This window comes from Microbacterium sp. UBA3394 (assembly GCF_002358725.1).
Lineage (GTDB): Bacteria > Actinomycetota > Actinomycetes > Actinomycetales > Microbacteriaceae > Microbacterium > Microbacterium luteum.
Genome location: NZ_DEPK01000154.1, coordinates 32304 through 48621, shown reverse-complemented (window position 1 = coordinate 48621; position 16318 = coordinate 32304). Strand labels below are relative to the sequence as shown.

At 68.2% G+C, this 16318-nt stretch carries 16 protein-coding genes and 1 pseudogene; 8 read left to right on the top strand and 9 right to left on the bottom strand.

Annotated features, from left to right (window positions below; translation table 11 throughout):
- From B4E30_RS09195 to B4E30_RS09165, 7 genes and pseudogenes are all read left to right on the top strand, one after another.
- Nucleotides 1–214 (top strand): annotated as a pseudogene (locus B4E30_RS09195) (single-stranded DNA-binding protein); the annotation flags it as partial.
- Between the two features lie 44 nt (nt 215–258).
- Nucleotides 259–513, top strand: coding sequence for a 30S ribosomal protein S18 (gene rpsR, locus B4E30_RS09190; protein ID WP_071044191.1), 255 nt, complete (start codon nt 259–261; stop codon nt 511–513).
- A 10-nt stretch (nt 514–523) separates the two neighbouring features.
- Nucleotides 524–976: a 50S ribosomal protein L9 gene (gene rplI, locus B4E30_RS09185; RefSeq protein ID WP_071044190.1), complete on the top strand. Its 453-nt coding sequence runs from the start codon at nt 524–526 to the stop codon at nt 974–976.
- A 208-nt stretch (nt 977–1184) separates the two neighbouring features.
- Entirely contained in the window at nt 1185–2543 is a 1359-nt protein-coding gene (locus tag B4E30_RS09180; protein WP_286794904.1) for an ABC transporter substrate-binding protein, read from the top strand.
- Nucleotides 2544–2690: 147 nt separating this feature from the next.
- The gene (locus B4E30_RS09175; RefSeq protein WP_286794902.1) at nt 2691–3503 is read left to right on the top strand and encodes a carbohydrate ABC transporter permease; all 813 of its coding nucleotides are present in this window, start codon (nt 2691–2693) and stop codon (nt 3501–3503) included.
- Entirely contained in the window at nt 3490–4437 is a 948-nt protein-coding gene (locus B4E30_RS09170) for a carbohydrate ABC transporter permease (protein ID WP_286794900.1), read from the top strand. The genes B4E30_RS09175 and B4E30_RS09170 overlap by 14 nt, the downstream gene beginning before the upstream one ends.
- Before the next feature lie 29 nt (nt 4438–4466).
- Nucleotides 4467–4775 carry an L-rhamnose mutarotase gene (locus B4E30_RS09165; RefSeq protein ID WP_286794898.1) on the top strand — a complete coding sequence of 103 codons (309 nt, stop codon included), beginning with the start codon at nt 4467–4469 and terminating at the stop codon, nt 4773–4775.
- Nucleotides 4776–4807: 32 nt separating this feature from the next.
- Here B4E30_RS09165 and B4E30_RS09160 read toward each other — a convergent pair whose 3' ends face one another.
- Genes B4E30_RS09160 through B4E30_RS09125 form a run of 8 tightly spaced genes read right to left on the bottom strand, consistent with a single transcriptional unit; the run spans nt 4808 to nt 13824 of the window.
- Nucleotides 4808–6316: an aldehyde dehydrogenase family protein gene (locus B4E30_RS09160; protein ID WP_286794895.1), complete on the bottom strand. Its 1509-nt coding sequence runs from the start codon at nt 6314–6316 to the stop codon at nt 4808–4810.
- Nucleotides 6316–7494: a fumarylacetoacetate hydrolase family protein gene (locus B4E30_RS09155; protein ID WP_286794893.1), complete on the bottom strand. Its 1179-nt coding sequence runs from the start codon at nt 7492–7494 to the stop codon at nt 6316–6318. Before B4E30_RS09155 ends, B4E30_RS09160 begins: the two co-directional genes overlap by 1 nt.
- Before the next feature lie 21 nt (nt 7495–7515).
- Nucleotides 7516–8301, bottom strand: coding sequence for an enoyl-CoA hydratase/isomerase family protein (locus B4E30_RS09150; protein WP_286794891.1), 786 nt, complete (start codon nt 8299–8301; stop codon nt 7516–7518).
- Nucleotides 8298–9416 (bottom strand): extracellular solute-binding protein, encoded by a 1119-nt coding sequence (locus B4E30_RS09145; protein WP_286794888.1) that lies wholly within the window; start codon nt 9414–9416, stop codon nt 8298–8300. The genes B4E30_RS09150 and B4E30_RS09145 overlap by 4 nt, the downstream gene beginning before the upstream one ends.
- On the bottom strand, nt 9413–10633 hold the full coding sequence (locus B4E30_RS09140) for a CaiB/BaiF CoA transferase family protein (RefSeq protein WP_286794886.1): 1221 nt from the start codon (nt 10631–10633) through the stop codon (nt 9413–9415). Before B4E30_RS09140 ends, B4E30_RS09145 begins: the two co-directional genes overlap by 4 nt.
- Before the next feature lie 29 nt (nt 10634–10662).
- Nucleotides 10663–11715: a Gfo/Idh/MocA family protein gene (locus B4E30_RS09135; protein ID WP_286794884.1), complete on the bottom strand. Its 1053-nt coding sequence runs from the start codon at nt 11713–11715 to the stop codon at nt 10663–10665.
- Complete coding sequence (locus B4E30_RS09130) at nt 11712–12671, bottom strand: MBL fold metallo-hydrolase (protein ID WP_286794882.1); 960 nt, start codon at nt 12669–12671, stop codon at nt 11712–11714. The genes B4E30_RS09135 and B4E30_RS09130 overlap by 4 nt, the downstream gene beginning before the upstream one ends.
- A 1-nt stretch (nt 12672) precedes the next feature.
- Complete coding sequence (locus tag B4E30_RS09125; RefSeq protein ID WP_286794880.1) at nt 12673–13824, bottom strand: mandelate racemase/muconate lactonizing enzyme family protein; 1152 nt, start codon at nt 13822–13824, stop codon at nt 12673–12675.
- Between the two features lie 108 nt (nt 13825–13932).
- Here B4E30_RS09125 and B4E30_RS09120 point away from each other — a divergent pair, with 108 nt between their 5' ends.
- A complete protein-coding gene (locus B4E30_RS09120; RefSeq protein ID WP_286794878.1) occupies nt 13933–14676 on the top strand; it encodes a FadR/GntR family transcriptional regulator in 744 nt (247 codons plus the stop codon).
- An 85-nt stretch (nt 14677–14761) separates the two neighbouring features.
- Here the strand turns inward: B4E30_RS09120 and B4E30_RS09115 are convergent.
- On the bottom strand, nt 14762–16318 hold a 1557-nt coding region (locus B4E30_RS09115; protein ID WP_286794875.1), incomplete at its 5' end, for an LPXTG cell wall anchor domain-containing protein.

The window sequence follows — 16318 nt, the reverse complement described above, 5'->3', positions numbered from 1 at the left end:
CACCGCCATCGAGCTCGAGGTCGATGAGATCGGCCCGTCGCTGCGCTACGCGACCGCCCAGGTCACCCGCACGCAGGGTGGCGGCGGAGGCGGCGGCGGACAGTCCCGTCCGCAGGTGTCGGATGAGCCGTGGTCGACCCCCGGGTCGAACCAGGGCGGCGCCGACGCATGGAGCGCTCCCGGTACCTCGTACGGCGACGACACGCCGTTCTGATCGAGTACCGCAACCTGACTCAGATTCACACGTAAAGGAAAACCATGGCTGGAAAGTCGAGCGGCGACCGCCGCAAGACGCGGAAGGGCGCGAAGAACGCCGCTCCCGCGAAGTCGATCCGCGTGGGCGTCATCGATTACAAGGACGTCGCCACGCTTCGCAAGTTCATCTCCGAGCGCGGCAAGATCCGTGCCCGTCGTATCACCGGTGTCTCGGTGCAGGAGCAGCGTCTGATCGCCAAGGCGATCAAGAACGCGCGCGAAATGGCGCTCCTGCCTTACGCCGGCGCTGGCCGCTAAGGAGCATCCGATGGCAAAGCTGATTCTCACGAGCGAGGTCTCCGGGCTGGGTAGCGCCGGTGACGTTGTCGAGGTCAAGAACGGGTACGCCCGCAACTTCCTCATTCCCCAGGGTTTCGCCGTGGCATGGAGCCGCGGCGGCGAGAAGCAGGTCGCGTCGATCCGCGCTGCTCGTGACGCCCGCGCGATCCACGACCACGAAGAGGCCGTGGCGCTGAAGACGGCCCTCGAGGCCGCCACCGTCAAGCTGTCGGTCAAGGCCGGCGCCGAGGGTCGCCTGTTCGGTTCGGTGAAGACCTCCGACGTGGCAGACGCCGTGAAGGACGCCGGTCTCGGCGAGCTCGACAAGCGCAAGATCCACATCACGTCGCCGATCAAGTCGGTCGGCGAGCACGAGGCCACGGTTCGTCTGCGCGACGACCTGACCGCCGTGATCGCCCTCCAGGTGGTCGCCGCCAAGTAAGGCCGTTTCGGGCTCAGCCCGAGCACCGCGGATGCCGCGGTCCCGTTTCCGGGGCCGCGGCATCCGCGTTTTCGGCGCAAGTGGAGTGGGTCAGCCCACGACAGCCCAGTGCATCGGATTGCTCATAGGTCACATGTATGATCTAATGTGAACGGTCGCGAACCTGCGCGACCAGTCGTCAAAGACGTCGACCAGGAAGGCTATGGCAATGGCACCACGGCACCGCAGTCATCTCACCCGAATCGGCGCGGCAGGCTTCGTGCTCGCCGGCGCCGTGACGCTCTCCGCGTGCGCGGGGGACTCGGGGGAGGTCAACAGCGAATACGGATTCGCGACCGCCGAGCAGGACCCCGAGAGCACGATCACCGTCTGGGTCGATGCGGCTCGCGAACCGCTTGCGGTCGCGTTCCAGGAGGAGAATCCCGACATCCCGATCTCCATCGAGACGTATGACGGAAACGCCGGCGGATCGGGCTCCTTCCAGACGAAGGTCGCTCTGTTCGACCAGTCGGGCGAGGGGTGGCCCGACGTCGTGTTCTCCACCCAGACCAACGACGCCTCGTGGGCGGCGAAGGAGACCAACGGCACTCAGGCCTTCGCGGCACCTTTGAACGAGGGCTACTTCGACGACAGCTTCCTCGATGGTTTCACCGACGGTGCGCTCGATCCCGTCACCGTCGACGGCACGGTGTACGGACTGCGCAACGACCTCGCGCCGGTGTCGCTCTGGTACAACGAGAGTCTGCTTAACGAGTTCGGCTACGAGATCCCGCAGACCTGGGAGGAGTATGAGGCGCTCGGGGAAGAACTCGCTGCAGACCACCCGGGCTACATCCTGGGCTCGGTGGGTGACTCGTTCGTCGGCACGTACGTCTACTACTGGGGTGCGCAGGCCCCCATCTTCCAGCTCGACGGGAACACCTTCTCATCGGACTTCTCCGACCCCAACTCGGTGGCGATGACGGAGATGCTCGACCGGATGGTCGCCAACGGCACGCTCGTGACCGACAGCATCTTCAGTGCCACGTTCGTCGAGAACTATTCGGACAAGATCGTCGCCATGCCCGGACCCGCCTGGTACGCGGGCGCCATCTTCCAGAACCCCGACAACGTCAACGCCGATCCGGGCGTCTTCGGTGCGGCCGATCCGCTCCACTGGGCTGACGGCGACGAGGTGACCGGAAACGTCGGAGGCGGGGTGTGGTACGCCTCGAGCCACTCGGCCAACCTCGACGCTGTAGAGACCTTCCTGGAGTTCGTCACCGCATCCGACAGCGCGGTCGAGCTCGCGACGGGCCTGCCCGCGTACGATGCCACTGCGACGAAGTGGCTCGAGGGGCAGGCTGCGAGCGGCTTCTTCGTCGGTGACTTCGAGGGAGCGATCTCCACGGCCGCCGCAAGCATCTGGAGCGGGTGGGGCTTCCCGAACTTCAGCCCGGAGACGGCATACGCCGAGGTGGTCGTGCCGGCGCTCAGCGAGGGAACGCCGATCGCCGACGTCACTGAGGAGTGGCAGCAGGAGTACCTGAACGAAGCTCAGGTCAACGGGTACGACACCGCACAGTAAGGCATCGTCATCACAACGACAGCGGATCTCACGGCGCCTGCCGTCGACCCCCTCGAACGGGGTCGTCGGCAGGGGCCGATCCGATCAGGGCGCCGGCCGGACCGGAGTCAGGCCCGGATCGGATACATCTTCACGAGCGGCTACACCGTGCTGCTCCTGGCCTTCGGTATTCTCCCCGCGCTGTGTGCGCTGTTCCTGGCCTTCACCCAGAACGGTGCCTTCGCGGGGTTCGACAACTTCGCGAAGGTGTTCGCGGATTACCGATTCTGGCCGGCCGTGCAGCACGTCGGGCTCTATCTCGTCGTCTGGCTCATCTCGCTCACGCTGTTCGCCGTGCTGCTCGCGCTGCTCGTGCACGGCCTGCGTGCGCGATGGTCTTCGTCGACGGTGCGCTTCCTGTACTACATTCCGGGTGCGCTTGCCGGCGCATCCAGCGTCATGCTGTGGCTGTTCCTGCTCGATCCGACGGTGAGCCCCGTCGCCGCGATTCTGCGGGCTTTCGGCTTCGAGACCTTCGTGCAGGTCGTCGCTCTGGACAACCTCCCGATCGTCTTCACGCTCATCGCCTTCTGGGCCGGCGCCGGCGGATGGATCATCATCCTCTACGGCGCGCTGAACAACATCCCCCAGGAGGTGATGGAGGCCGCCCGCATCGATGGCGCCGGTCCGATCAAGACGGCGTGGCACATCCAGATCCCCCTCATGCGCAAGTGGATCAGCTACATGTTCATCATGGCGCTCGCTGCCGGCACACAGCTGTTCGTGGAACCGCGTGTGCTGTCGCAGGCATCGAAGGGCGTCGTGCCGCAGGACTACTCGCTGAATCAGCTCGCCTACCTGTACGCGTTCAAGCAGAACGACTTCAGCGGATCGGCGGCCATCTCGCTGCTGCTGCTGGTCGTGGCCGCGGGCCTGTCTGCGCTGTTCGTGTTCCGAGGAGGACTCTTTGAGCGCGACTGAACGGATCGTGCAGCCCGACCATCGCCGTCGGGTGCGCCGGCGCGGGGTGACTCAGACGGAGCGTCCTTCGCCCGCGACGTGGATCGGCCGCGCGCTGGGGTGGGCGATCATGGGATTCTTCATCCTGTTCTTCGTCGTCCCCATGGTGTGGCTGGCGCTCGCCCCCACCAAGACCCCTCGCGAGCTGCTGCTGGAGAACCCCTTCAGTTTCGGCGCGTTCGAGACCCTCGCGTCGAACTGGAACCAGCTCATGGCGTTCCAGAACGGCATCGTGTGGGTCTGGCTCGGGAACGCCAGCCTCTATGTGGGTGTCGCCCTGGTGATCACGCTCGTGGTGAGCATTCCCGCGGGCTACGCTCTCGCCTTGGTCGACTTCCGCTTCCGGCGCCCGCTGCTCGTGGTCACCCTCGTGGTCATGCTCATCCCGAACACCGCGCTGGTGCTGCCGATCTTCCTCGAGCTGAGCGCGGTGCGCCTGGTGGGAACCCCGTGGTCGGTGATCCTGCCGTTCTCGTTCTTCCCGTTCGGCGTATACCTCACCTACATCTACTTCTCCACCGCCGTCTCGCGCGACCTGCTCAACGCTGCGCGCATCGACGGTGCGGGGGAGTTCCGGGTGTTCTGGCAGGTCGCGATGCCGCTGGCCACGCCCGTGATCGCGCTCGTCGGGTTCTTCAATCTCGTGACGAACTGGAACAACTACTTCCTGCCGTTCGTCATGGTTCCCGGGCGGAAGTCGCCGATCCAGGTGGGCCTGGCCGAGCTGCTGTCGAACGTTCCGCTGTTCAATCCGACCTCGGCCGGATCGGTCACGATCGATCTGCCGGTGCTGGCGATGGCGACGATCCTCTCGGTGGCGCCGGTGCTCATCATCTTCCTGTTCTCGCAGCGGTTCCTCGTCTCGGGACTCACCGCCGGCGGCACGAAGGAGTGACCGGATCGCGCGAACCACGGCGGTTCGGGATGATCGCCCGGCCCCTGCCGGACAAGCGTCAGGAGTACATCGATCTGCACGCGGCGGTGTGGCCAGAGGTTGAGGCGACGATCACAGATACCGGCATCCGCAACTTCACGATCTTCGTCACGGGGGACGTGATCGTCGGGTACTTCGAGTACACGGGAGAGGACTACGACCTCGACCAGCGGCGGATGGCCGCCGACGAGGCGACGCAGCGGTGGTGGGCAGCAACCGGTGCCTGCCAGTTGCCCTTCCACGCCGGCTCCGCGGCACCGAACTGGGAGATGCTCGACGAGGTGTGGCACCTCGCGTAGCACGTCGCCGTCGGACGGGGTTGCGCAGGCTGTTACGACACCGCGAGCCGCAACTCGCCGTCCACCCGCCGGGGCACCGAGGTGTCGTCGTCGCGCAACTCGACAGGGAGCAGCTCTGCCGGGGCGTCCTGCCAAGCGAAGGGACGGAGGAAGCGACGGATCGCGGTCACCCCGACGGAGGTGTGCTGCGTGTTGGTGGCCGGCCACGGACCGCCGTGATTCATGCCCCACGACACGCGTACGCCGGTGGGGTAGCCGTTGTACACGACGCGTCCGACGAGATCGTGCACGGAAGCGGTGAGGGCTGCGGCCAACGCGGTCTCGCTGGGATCGCTGTGGATGGTCGCGGTCAGCGAGTCCGGGATCACGCGAAGCGCCCTCCGGATCTCGTCGAGGGAGCGATAACGCACAACGAGAACGAGCGGCCCGAAGGCTTCCTCGGTCGCCGCTTCGGTGAGGTCGGTGGCGTCGATCTGGAGGACCGCGGGCGTGAGGGTGAAGCCCTCCGCTCCGGCGGATGGGGTCACGAGACTTCGTGCTCTGCCATCGGCGACGAGGCGGTGGTGAATCTCCCCGAACGAGGCGCGGATGCGATCGTTCAGCAGGGGCTGCGCGTCGGCCGCGTTCGCCGCAGCCACGAAAGCCGGCACGATGATCTCGTCATCGGCAGGGATGAAGGCGATGCCGGGTTTCGTGCACAGCTGGCCGGCCGACCCTGTCACCGAGGCGAACAGTCCGTGCGCGATCGCCTCGCCGCGGCTGCGTGCGGCGCCCGGGGTGATGATCAGCGGATTCACGCTCGAGAGCTCACCGAAGAACGGTATCGGGCGTTCGCGCTGGTCGATGATGTCCATGAGGATGCGGCCCGTGTGGAGGGAGCCGGTGAATCCGACGGCGGCGATGTGGGGATCCGCGACGAGATCGGCACCCGCCTGCTGTCCGTAGACGATCGCGAGCGTGCCCTCCGGCGCGCCATAGGCGTGGGCCGAGGTGCTGAGTGACTCGTACGAGATCCGCGACGTGACCGGGTGGGAGCCGTGTGCCTTGATCAAGACCGGGTTCCCCGCCGCGAGGGCCGACGCGGTATCGCCACCGGCGACGGAGAAGGCGAACGGGAAGTTGCTGGAACCGAACACGGCGATCGGGCCGATCGGCACGAGCATGCGACGCACGTCGGGTCCCGGACCCAGGGGGGTCTCCGCGGCGTGATCGATGATCGCCTCGAGGTAGCCCCCCTCATCGACGGCGTCGGCGAACAGGCGGAACTGGAACGCCGACCGGGTGAGCTCGGTGTTCAGACGGCCCTCGGTGAGCCCCGTCTCGCTGATGGCGGCGTCGACGAGCGCGGCGCGGTCGCGTTCCAGGCCGGCGGCGAGGGCGCGCAGCAGTCCGGAGCGCCACGCGCGGGACCGCCGGCGCATGTCAGAGAACGCCCGGAGCGCATCCCGCGTGTACTCGGCGATCGCCTCGGTGGTGGTCGTCGAGATGCCGCTGTCGGTCGAGACGCCGGTGCGGGGGTCGGTGGTTGTCAGCGTCGACATCAGAGGACCTTCCGGGTGGCGAGCGAGGTGAACAGGGCCGCGATGCCGAAGTCCCACGGTGGTATGGCGTCGCTGTGGCGCACGCGATTGACGAGGGCACCGAGGCGTGGGCTGCTGATCTCGACGACGTCGTCGAGGTGGTGGGTGAAGCCGTGACCGGGCTCATCGCGATCGTCGATGGGGGCGAACATGGTGCCGAGGAACAGGACGAGTCCGTCCGGGTACTGATGGTGCGCTCCGATTGCCTGCGCCGCGAGGTCGGCGGGGTCGCGACTGATCTGCGCGAGGGGCGACGTGCCCGACATCCGGAACCCATCAGCGCCCTGCACGCTGAGGGTCACGACCTCGTTCCGCAGTTCGTCGAGGCCGAAGTCGTCGTCGAACAGCCGGATGAATGGTCCGACGGCGGCCGACCCGTTGTTGTCTTTGGCCTGCCCGAGCAGCAGCGCGCTGCGGCCCTCGATGTCGCGCAGGTTCACGTCGTTGCCGAGGGTCGCCCCGACGATCATGCCCGACGAGGAGATCACCAGGACAATCTCGGGCTCGGGGTTGTTCCACTGCGAGTCCTGCCGAATCCCGACATCGACCGACGTGCCGACAGTGGACATGACCGGTGCCTTGGTGAAGATCTCGGCGTCGGGGCCGATGCCCACCTCCAGGTACTGACTCCACAGTCCTTCGGCGATGAGCACCTCCTTCAGACGTATCGCCTCCGGCGACCCTGGGACGAGCGCGGTCAGGTCGGAACCGAGCGCCCCGGAGATCTGGGCGCGCACGCCCTCGGCCGCATCGGCCTCGCCGCGGGCGCGCTCCTCGATGATGCGTTCGAGCATCGACACCGGGAACGTGACCCCCGCCGCCTTGACCACGTGCAGGTCGATGGGCGACAGCAGCCACGGGCGCGACACGTCACGGGCATCGGGGTTGGTGTTCGCCAGAATCTCGCCCAGGCCTGCGATCTTGCGCCCCGCCGCGGTCGCCGCGGCGGCTGCGGCGTCGTCCCGTTCCGTGAGTGTGCGCATCGTCGGAAAGGTCTCGGTGACATCCCACAGCGTGTCGCCGCGCAGCACGACGACGCACGGTCCGTCCACCCCGGGATCCCACACCCGGCCCACGAGGGTGGCGCGGTCGGCATCTGCGGGAAGCGTGTCGGGCGCGGTGAGGGTCCAGTCGATCATGAGTCCTCCAGAACTCTCGGCTCAGCGTCCGTGAAAGGTCGCGGGGCGCTTCTCGGCGAAGGCGGCACGACCCTCGGCGGCATCCTCGGTGGCGAAGGTGATGCCCTGCATCTCGCGTTCGTACGCGATCGCCTGATCGAGGGGCAGATTTCCAGCGGCACGCAGGTTCGCCTTCGCAGTCTCGGCCGCGATCGGGGGCCGTGACGCGATCGTCGCGGCGAGGGCGTGAGCGCGCGGGAGCAGGTCGTCGGGTTCCGTGAGCTCGCTCACGATCCCCCAGGCCAGCGCTTGCTCGGCCGATATCGGGTCTCCTGTCATCAGCAGAAGGGCCGCGTTGCTCGCGCCGATCGACCGCGCAAGGAGTGCTGACATTCCGCCGCCGCCGATCCAGCCGAGCTTGATCTCGGGGGCGGCGAAGGTCGCGGTGTGCGCGGCGATCCGGATGTCGCAGGTCAACGCCGTCTCGAGGCCGCCGCCCAGGGCGAACCCGTTCACGGCCGCGATGATCGGCTTTCGGGCTTCGCGCAGAGCATCGCAGTAGTCGCGCCGGTTGCGGAACTCCCACGGTGTCTCGTACCTGTCCAGCGTGCGGATGTCGCTTCCGGCGCTGAAGGCGCGTCCAGCGCCGGTGTAGACGATCGCACGCACTCCCGGGTCGTCGTTCGTGCGCGCGATGATGCGCTCGAGCGCGGCGGACATCTCCTGCGTCACCGCGTTGAGTTTCTCGGGACGCTGAAGGGTGATCGTGAGCACATGATTCTCGAGCTCGGCCGAGACCTGGGCGAATTCGCTTGCGTAATCGGTCATGTCAGCGCTCCAAAGCGATGTGGTGGGGAGGGAAGGGCGGCGAACGCTTCTTCCATAGCGCGCAGTGCGGACGGCACGGAACGCTCACCGGCCGCCGCTTCCCGGACCACGGCCGATGCGTGCGACTGGAAAGGGATGTATCCGGCGCGACGCGGCCGCATCCACGCTCTTTCCATGGTGGCCAGCGTGCCCCGGTAGAAGTCGCGAGATCCGGCATTGACGGCGTCGTCGGTCCAGGCGGAGCGCGCACTCGGCTGGCCGGCGTGGGCCGGGATGAAGGTGCGCTGCGTCTGATCGTCGAGGAGCCAGGCGAGGTGATCGACCAGCGGCTCGGATATCGGGCTGCGGCGGGTGAGCGCGATGCCGGTGCCGCCGATGGTGGAGCCGATGCCCGCGGGGCCGGCCGGGGCGTCGGAGAAGACGACGGAGGGCGATGAGTAGGTGACGTACCCGTACACGAGAGGGATGCAGCCGATATCCCCCTCATCGCGCATGCGGTCGAGCAGACCGATCGGATTGAGGAGTCCGGTGCCCGCCGGAGCATGCGCACTCAGCTCGATGAGGATGTCGAGGGCCTGCGCGCCGAGGGCCGCGTCGAACAGCCCCCCGTCGCCGCGCCCGGGGTCGTCGCCGAGGGAGACGGCGATCGAGCACAGGCTCAGGAAGGCGTGGGGTCCGGCGAGGCTCGTCGCGACCCGTCCCTCGCGCGAGAGGGCGAGCGCGTCGTGCCACGTGGCCGGCGACTCCGGCACGAGGGTGGGATTGCGCGCGGTCACCTGGGTCGCCGCGTCGAGGGGCAGGGCCCATACCCGCCCGTCGAACTCGTACGAGGCGAAGCTCGACCCCACGCTGGCCGTGCGCCACCGTTCAAGCTGAGCCGGGGTGAAAACGTCGTCGAGAGGCACGAGGCAGTCGGCAGCGAGGGCGTCACCGAGGTGAGGGTGGTCGAGGACGACGAGGTCGTAGGCCGCGGCGAGCTCCCCGATGGGTGCGGATTCGAAACCCTCCAGGGGCTGGATCCGCCACGACAGCAGGCCGGGTGCGACGGTCGCGGCGGCGGTCTCGAGCGCGAGGCGCCCTCGCGGATGGTCCCACGTCAGTCCGCGGAACGTCATGAGGCGTCGACCGGGACCGGGCGGACCGTGACGACGCCCTCGTCGGACAGGGCGTGGATGCGCTCGTCGCTGTAGCCGAGCTCGGCGAGGATCTCGTCGGTGTGCTCGCCCGTGAGAGGAGCGCCGCGCTCGATGCGAGCCGGCGTGCGGGAGAACTTGTACGGGAATCCGGGGGTCTTGATGTGTCCCTCGGTCGGGTGGTCGTACTCGACGAACGTGCCGTTGTGGATCACCTGGGGATCATCGACCAAGTCCGCGTAGCCGTACACGGGACCTGCCCAGATGCCGGCGGCCAGCAGGGCGTCGAGCCACTCCGCGCTCGTGCGATGCGCCAGCGCCGCCGCCGTCTTGGCGTACAGCTCGTCCCGGTGCGACCAGCCGTGCTCCTCGGCGTCGAGTCCCGCGAAGTCGGGTTCGCCGATGACCTCGCCGAGGGTTCCGAGGTCGGCGAAGCCGAGGGCGATGTAGCCGTCCGAGGTGGCGAACACGCCGTACGGCGCGCGGATGTAGACGTGCGCGTTGGGTTCTGACCCGCGTTCCTGCGCGACGCCCCCGACCGTGTGCACCGACAGCTCCTGCATCTGCAGCGTCGTCAGTGCATCCAGCATGTTCACCGTCACCAGCTGACCTTCGCCGGTGCGCTCGCGGTGCAGCAGAGCCGCCAGCACCGCCTCGAAGGCGGCGGAGGCGGTGACCGCGTCGGCGAGGAACTGCCCGGCAGGCGTGGGCGGCTCGCCCGCGCGTCCGGCCGACAGCATGGCCCCGCTCATCGCCTGCAGCAGCAGATCCTGACCGGGGCGATCCCGGTAGGGGCCGTCTTCGCCGTACCCCGACATCGACACGTAGACCAGGGAGGGGTTGAGCTCGCGCAGCGTGTCGTAGTCCAGGCCCAGTCGAGCGGCGACCCCTGGCCGATAGTTCTGCAGGAAGACGTCGGCAGTCGCGACGAGGTCGCGGACGACCTGCTTGCCCGACTCAGACTTGAGATCCACCGCGACGGAACGCTTGTTGCGGTTGAGGGAGAGGAACGAGACGTTGATCTGGTTGCCCTGCGCTCCGCCGGCGGCCGCGAAGCGCTGCCACTCCCCCCGCGGCGGCTCGACCTTGACGACGTCGGCCCCGAGGTCGCCGAGGCGCTGCGCGGCGAACGGCCCCGCCATCGCGATGGAGCAGTCGATGACGCGGTAGCCGGAGAGGATGCGGGAGTCGATGGTCATGGAACCTCGCAAGTCTGTCGTGGATGGGATCAGGGGTGCACGGCGACCTCGGCGCCGTCGTTCGCCGAGGAGCGCAGCAGCGCGTCGATGAGCTCGACCGAGCGGGCGGCGACGCCGGCGTCGGAATTGTTCTCCGTCGACGCGCCGGTGATGAGGTCGATGAAGCGGGCGGGCGGCACGAGGCACTCGTACTCCCCCTCGCCGGGGTCGATCTCGACGGATTCGCGGGTGCCGTCGTAGCGGCTGAGGGTGACGCGTTCGCGCTCGACGTCGAGCATCAGCACGCCTTCGGTTCCGAAGATGCGGATGTCGATCTGGTACTTGTCACCGTCGGCGAGAGTGGCGGCGCCCGACAACGAGCCGAGGGCTCCGTTGTCGAAACGCACGACACCGGCGTCGAAGAGGTCGACGGGTGCACCGGCGGTGACGACGCGCCCCGCGACGCTGCGCGCTCGCAGGCCGGTCAGCCAGAACAGCAGTGCCGACGAGTGCGTGACCTGGCCATGCGCGTATCCGCCACCGCGTGCCGGTGACGACCACGTCGTCGGGTTGGGCGCGGTCGTAGAGTTCCACCGCTCGAGCATGTGCGTGGGGTCGTTGCCGAAGAGCCCGCGTGTCGGCGAGGCCATGTGGCACAGCGCGTACTGGACCTCGCCGACGCCGCCGGTCTCGAGCATCCGCTTGGCGGCGACCGTGAACGGCTTGTAGTTCCAGCCGTAGGGAACGAGGAAGACGGTTCCTGCTCGTTCCGCACGCTCGACCAGGTCCCACGCGTCGTCGGCGCCGAGCGTCATGGGCTTCTCGCACAGCACGTGCAGGCCGCGTTCGAGGGCAGCCGCGGCGATCGGGTGGTGCAGGTCGTGGGGCGTCGTGATGACGACGGCGTCGAGGTCGGCGTTCAGCACCTCATCGGCGCTCTGCGTCGCGAATCCGAATCCGAAGTCGTCGCGGATGGTCGGGAGATCATCACCCAGGCCGCAGACGCCGACGAGTTCGACGTCGTCGCGGTCGCGGAAGATCGGGAAGTGGTTGCTCGTCGCCCACCAGCCGGATCCGATCGCCCCCAGCCTCACCCGGGTCACGAGATCCACTCCCACGTGCGGTGCGGCAGCGCATCGTTCATGCGCACCCGGCCGCGAGCGGCGAACCGTTCGAGGTTGCCGGTGAGGGGGAAGATCAGGTACTGAGCGGCGTCCTCACCCCACGGGCCGAGTTCGTCGTGCGTGGCCGCGATGATCTCGAGCGTTGTGGCGGGCTCTGTGCACGAGCGCAGGTGCGCCTCGAGAACCCGATCGATGTGCGCGACGTGATTCGCAGAGGTATCGAGGAATGCCCTGACTTGCTCGCCTTCGTACACGGGGTAGTGCGCGGTGAGCAGCAGGTTCGGGTCGAGCTCGCGGGCCATCGCGATGGTGGCGAGGTAGGGGTCGGTGTCTCGGTAGGTGGGGGGAAAGGCCGGGGTGCCGGATGCGGTGGGCACCGTGTCGCCGAGGATCGCGTCGGAGACGACCAGCGCATCGTTGTCCGCATCCCACACCGCGAGGTGGCCGGGCGAATGTCCGGGAGCGGCGAGCACCTGGAGTGTCCGGTCGCCGAGTGACAGCTCCTCGCCGCCGCCGAGGGCGCGATCGACGCGATGCAGCCGGGTGGATGCCCGAACGAGGGCGGTCGTCTCGGGCGGGTCGGCGAAACCGTCAGGCTCGACGAACTCCCCGTAGCGGCCGGCGATCAGCACCTCGATGTCTTCCGTCATCTCGACGTCGGCAGCGCCGGCGAGGAAGACGGCGTTCGGAGCGACCGAGGCGAGTGCGGCGTTTCCCCCGGTGTGATCGAAGTCGCAGTGCGAGGAGACCACCCAGGTGAGGTCTTCCGGGTCGAACCCGATGCGGTCGAGGTAGGGGAGAAGAGTTCCCGCGACGCTCTCGTCGACGCCGGTGTCGAACAGCAGTGACGCGTCGGAGCCGATGAAGAGGTGCATCGCGATGAAGCGCTCGCCGAGCGGAGCCTCGATGCGGTGCAGGCCAGGGCGAATCTCCACTTCACTCCTCCTCGAGGTGGGTGATCAGGCGAAGCCCGGCGCGGTGGGATCGCACGTGCGGGCCCCCGTTGCTGAGCCAGGATGCGTCGCGCTGATGCGCGACGATCGCCGCTTCGTCGATCTCGACGCCCACGCCCGGTTTGTCGCCGAGCACGACGCCGCCGTCTTCGATGCTCTGATCGAGGTCGACGCCGAAGGGTGCGCTGAGATCCTGGATCTCGGACGAGAGGTGATTCGGCACGGCCGCGGCCGCCGCGGTCACGGCGTAGTTGGCGGTGAGCCCGACGGGGCTGACCGGCAGATCTCGGCTGTGCGCGGCGACGGCGACGCGCAGGAAGTGCGTGATGCCCCACACGGCTCCCGCCTGCACCACGTCGACGCCGTTCGCGTCGAAGAGCGGGCGGAACTGCTCCAATCCCGTGAGGTTCTCGCCGGTGGCCACCGCCGCTCGGATCGCGCCGCTCAGCCGGGCGTGGCCGCTGGCGTCCCATCGCCGAAGGGGTTCCTCGATCCAGGCGAGGTCGATCTCCTGCTCTATGCGGTGCAGATACCGAACGGCTTGCTTCAGGTTCCAGGACTCGTTCGCGTCGAGCATGAGGGCGGGTGTCGGACAGTTGCGCCGGAGGGCGTCCGCCACGATCGCGAGTCGTTTCAGGTCATACGAGGCATCCCGGCCGCCCTTGAGCTTTCCGCTCTGGAAACCGCGCTCGCCCATGAGGGTGTAGAAGTCGTGCAGCTGTTCGTTCGTCAGTGCGATGTCGAGGCCCGACGCGTAGCCGGTGACGAAGCGGTCTTTCGCACCGAGAAGTCGCCACAGTGGCTCGCCGGCGAGCTTGGCCTTGAGGTCCCACAGCGCCATGTCGAGGGTTCCGACACCGCCGAATGTGCCTCCGGCGTGGCCGGTCTTGAACACCCGGGCGAGCATCGCGTCATATAGCGAGGTGACCGCGCGCGGATCCTCGCCTTCGAGCGCGGGAAAGAGGCGATCGATGTCATGGTGCGCACCCATGCCGATGCCGGTGACGCCCTCATCCGTGTCGAGAAGGACCAGGGGCACCTCGGTGACGCCTGACTTCACGTAACCGTTCGCGTCGCCGACGGGTCGACCCCAGTCGTGGAAGGTCCGCAGCAGGCGGTACCCCGTGATCTTCATATCGTCCTTGACTTTCGATGCGAGGCTGTACAAACAGCATACATCACATGTCTGGTCATTGTGCAGTCGTGCTCACCGCGGCTCGAGACCAGGGCTTAGTGTGGGCGCATGACAACCGGACCCAGCGCGGCGGTGGGCAGTGCGCGCGCTCCGATCGATCGCATCGGAGTGGCCGTTCTGCGCGAGCTCGTGGAGATGATCGTCACGGGCGCGGTGCCCGAGGGCGGCGTGCTCCCCCCGGAAGCGCAGCTCTCTCAGGAGTTCGGCGTCAGCCGCACCGTGATCCGGGAGACGATGAAGCGTCTGCAGGAGAAGGGCATGGTCACCGTCGCGCAGGGGCGCGGCACGCATGTGAATGCGATGCGGTCCTGGAACCTCATGGACCCGCTGATCCTCTCGACGCTGATCGGGCACGACGACACGCTCGGCATCCTCGACGAATTGAGCGTCGTGCGCGGAGCTCTCGAATCGGCGATGGCCGCGGCGACGGCGAAACGACGCGACGACGACGGACTCTCGCGGCTGCGGGCGACGCTGCAACTGATGCGCGACTCGATGGAGGACTCGGCGGCTTTCCGCGACGCCGACATCCAGTTCCACATCGCGGTCATGGAGCTCTCCGACAACACCTTGGCCGAGAGTCTCGCCCGCGTGCTCTTCGAGCGCGCGCTGGAGAGTTCCCGCTACCACGGCATCGATCCGGAGCACGCATTCGAACTGACCATGCGCGAGCACGAGTTGATCCTGGCGGCGATCGAGGCGGGCGACGCCGAAGCCGCCCGGGCCGCGATGGACCACCACATTCTCGGCTCGTGGGAGCGTCGCCGTCTTCCTACCCTCAAGCGCAGCTGAGTTCCTCGCCGATCGCGAGCACGGCGGATGCCGCGGTCCCCGTTTTGGGGCCGCGGCATCCGCTCTGTGCAGGAGGGTGGCCGGATCAGTCGATGGATGCCGTGCGACGGCGTGCCAGCAGCAGACCGCCGATCAGCATCAGCAGACCGAGACCAGCAGCCCAGGTGGCGCCTTCCCCGCCCGTAGCGGCCAGCGCGACCACGGCGGTTCCGGCCGAGGCAGGCGACGCCATCACGGCGACCGGGTCACCCGACGACGCCGGCGTCACCGGCGTGCCGGGATCGGCGGGCGTGCCCGGGTTGGTCGGGTCCGTCGGGGTGCCCGGGTCCGTCGGGTCTGTCGGGGTACCCGGGTCCGTCGGGTTCGTCGGCGTGCCCGGGTCCGTCGGATCCGTCGGCGTGCCCGGTTCTGACGGGTCGGTTGGGTCCGTCGGGGTGCCCGGTTCGGTCGGCTCACCGGGGTTCCCCGGCGTGGTCGGCGACGTCGTCTCCGAGTCGCCGATGACCGAGATCGCGTTTCCGCCCACGGTGATCGGCAGTGAGATCGGCAGAAGCACCTGTGTGCCCCCGAGGATCGAGTCCGATCCGCCGGTGACAGCGTCGCCCCCGCTCGATCCCCCGCCGTTGCCAGTGGTGGCGTCGGTGGACTCGCTGTCGCCGAGGACCGAGATGGCGTTTCCGCCGACGGTCACGGGGACGTCGATGGGTGCGATGGCCTGGGTGCCGCCCAGGAGGCTGTCGTCTCCGTTGGTGGTCCCCGCGGTGTCGCCGCTGTGACCGTTGCCGGTGCCTCCGTTGGTTCCGGTGGTGGCGTGGGTGGATTCGCTGTCGCCGATGACCGAGATGGCGTTTCCGCCGATGGTGACGGGGACGTCGATGGGTGCGATGGCCTGGGTGCCGCCGAGGAGGCTGTCGTCTCCTCCGGTGGTTCCGGTGTTCTGGCCGCCAGCGCTCCCGTTGGTTCCGGTGGTGGCGTCGGTGGACGCATCCGTGGATTCGCTGTCGCCGATGACCGAGATGGCGTTTCCGCCGATGGTGACGGGGACGTCGATGGGTGCGACGACCTGCGTGCCGCCGGCGACGCTGTCCTCCCCCGACGTGACCGCCGCGGTGTTGTCCGCGTCGGTGTGTGAGCCGCTGTGGCTCGTGGATGCATCCGTCGACTCGCTGTCGCCGAGGACCGAGACGGCGTTGCCGCTCACGGTGACAGGCGCGTCGACCGAGACGACACCCTGCGTGCCTCCCGCGGCGCTGTCATCCCCCGAGGTGGAAGCTTCGGGCGCGGGCGGGGACGAACTGCCCGACGACGTCTCTGCGCCGTCGGAGTGGCTGTCGCCGGCGACCGAGACCGCGTTGCCGGCTACGGTGACCGGCACCTCGACGGTGACGATCGCCTGCGACCCGGAGGCCGCCCCGTCGTGCCCGGAGGTGTGCGCCTCCGGGGCGGGTGCCGGTGCGGATGCCTGGGTGTCGGCGTCGTCCGAGTGGGAGTCGCCGAGAACCGAGATGGCGTTGCCGGCCACGGTGACCGGTGCCTCGACGTCGATGACGGCTTGGGTGCCCGAGAGCAGCCCGTCTTCTCCGGATGTGTCGGCGGCCTGGGCGACCCCCGCGCCGGCGAGGGAGATTCCCCCTCCGATGAG